Source organism: Aeromonas bivalvium (genome assembly GCF_046078285.1).
GTDB lineage: Bacteria > Pseudomonadota > Gammaproteobacteria > Enterobacterales > Aeromonadaceae > Aeromonas > Aeromonas bivalvium.
Genome location: NZ_JBGXBV010000016.1, coordinates 1 through 2667 on the forward strand (window position 1 = coordinate 1; position 2667 = coordinate 2667).

The following is a 2667-nucleotide window of genomic DNA, read 5'->3' on the forward strand; positions in this document are numbered from 1 at the left end:
CGAGGCGAACCGGGAGAACTGAAACATCTAAGTACCCCGAGGAAAAGAAATCAACCGAGATTCCCTCAGTAGCGGCGAGCGAACGGGGATTAGCCCTTAAGTTTCTTGGAAGTTAGTGGAATGGTCCTGGAAAGGCCAGCGATACAGGGTGATAGCCCCGTACATGAAAACGACCTTGAAGTGAAATCGAGTAGGGCGGGACACGTGACATCCTGTCTGAATATGGGGGGACCATCCTCCAAGGCTAAATACTCCTGACTGACCGATAGTGAACCAGTACCGTGAGGGAAAGGCGAAAAGAACCCCTGTGAGGGGAGTGAAATAGAACCTGAAACCGTGTACGTACAAGCAGTGGGAGCCCTTCGGGGTGACTGCGTACCTTTTGTATAATGGGTCAGCGACTTACATTTTGTAGCGAGGTTAACCGTATAGGGGAGCCGTAGGGAAACCGAGTCTTAACTGGGCGTCTAGTTGCAAGGTGTAGACCCGAAACCGGGTGATCTAGCCATGGGCAGGTTGAAGGTTGAGTAACATCAACTGGAGGACCGAACCCACTAACGTTGCAAAGTTAGGGGATGACCTGTGGCTGGGGGTGAAAGGCCAATCAAACTCGGAGATAGCTGGTTCTCCCCGAAAGCTATTTAGGTAGCGCCTCGGACGAATACTACTGGGGGTAGAGCACTGTTTGGACTAGGGGGTCATCCCGACTTACCAACTCCATGCAAACTCCGAATACCAGTAAGTAATATCCGGGAGACACACGGCGGGTGCTAACGTCCGTCGTGAAGAGGGAAACAACCCAGACCGCCGGCTAAGGTCCCAAAGTTCTGGTTAAGTGGGAAACGATGTGGGAAGGCTCAGACAGCTAGGATGTTGGCTTAGAAGCAGCCATCATTTAAAGAAAGCGTAATAGCTCACTAGTCGAGTCGGCCTGCGCGGAAGATGTAACGGGGCTCAAACCAGGCACCGAAGCCGCGGATTCATACTTATGTATGAGTGGTAGGGGAGCGTTCTGTAAGTCTGCGAAGGTGTATCGAGAGGTATGCTGGAGATATCAGAAGTGCGAATGCTGACGTAAGTAACGATAAAGGGGGTGAAAAGCCTCCTCGCCGGAAGACCAAGGGTTCCTGTCCAACGTTAATCGGGGCAGGGTGAGTCGACCCCTAAGGTGAGGCCGAAAGGCGTAATCGATGGGAAGCAGGTTAATATTCCTGCACGACTTGTAATTGCGATGGGGGGACGGAGAAGGCTAGGTGGGCCAGGCGACGGTTGTCCTGGTGAAAGTGCGTAGGTGGTGTTTCTAGGCAAATCCGGAAACACAACACTGAGACACGAGACGAACCAACTACGGTTGGGAAGCCATTGATGCCCTGCTTCCAGGAAAAGCCTCTAAGCTTCAGATTACAAGTCATCGTACCCCAAACCGACACAGGTGGTCGGGTAGAGAATACCAAGGCGCTTGAGAGAACTCGGGTGAAGGAACTAGGCAAAATAGAACCGTAACTTCGGGAGAAGGTTCGCTCTTGACAGTGAAGTCCCTTGCGGATGGAGCAGTTGGGAGTCGCAGTGACCAGATGGCTGGGACTGTTTATCAAAAACACAGCACTCTGCAAACACGAAAGTGGACGTATAGGGTGTGACACCTGCCCGGTGCCGGAAGGTTAATTGATGGGGTTAGCGCAAGCGAAGCTCTTGATCGAAGCCCCGGTAAACGGCGGCCGTAACTATAACGGTCCTAAGGTAGCGAAATTCCTTGTCGGGTAAGTTCCGACCTGCACGAATGGTGTAACCATGGCCATGCTGTCTCCACCCGAGACTCAGTGAAATCGAATTCGCCGTGAAGATGCGGTGTACCCGCGGCTAGACGGAAAGACCCCGTGAACCTTTACTACAGCTTGGCACTGAACATTGAACCTACATGTGTAGGATAGGTGGGAGGCTTTGAAGCGATGACGCCAGTTGTCGTGGAGCCGTCCTTGAAATACCACCCTTGTATGTTTGATGTTCTAACGCAGGGCCCTGAATCGGGCTCGCGGACAGTGCCTGGTGGGTAGTTTGACTGGGGCGGTCTCCTCCCAAAGAGTAACGGAGGAGCACGAAGGTTGGCTAATCCTGGTCGGACATCAGGAGGTTAGTGCAATGGCATAAGCCAGCTTAACTGCGAGACGGACAGGTCGAGCAGGTACGAAAGTAGGTCATAGTGATCCGGTGGTTCTGAATGGAAGGGCCATCGCTCAACGGATAAAAGGTACTCCGGGGATAACAGGCTGATACCGCCCAAGAGTTCATATCGACGGCGGTGTTTGGCACCTCGATGTCGGCTCATCACATCCTGGGGCTGAAGTCGGTCCCAAGGGTATGGCTGTTCGCCATTTAAAGTGGTACGCGAGCTGGGTTCAGAACGTCGTGAGACAGTTCGGTCCCTATCTGCCGTGGGCGTTGGATGATTGAAGGGAGTTGCTCCTAGTACGAGAGGACCGGAGTGAACGAACCTCTGGTGTTCGGGTTGTCACGCCAGTGGCACTGCCCGGTAGCTAAGTTCGGAATCGATAACCGCTGAAAGCATCTAAGCGGGAAGCGAGCCCTGAGATGAGTCATCCCTGACCCCTTGAGGGTCCTAAAGGGCCGTTGGAGACCACAACGTTGATAGGTGGGGTGTGTAAGCGC

Annotated in this window: 1 rRNA gene; it reads left to right on the forward strand. The window is 53.3% G+C overall.

The window, feature by feature from the left end:
* A 23S ribosomal RNA gene (locus ACEUCR_RS19965) occupies positions 1-2667 on the forward strand; the annotation flags it as partial.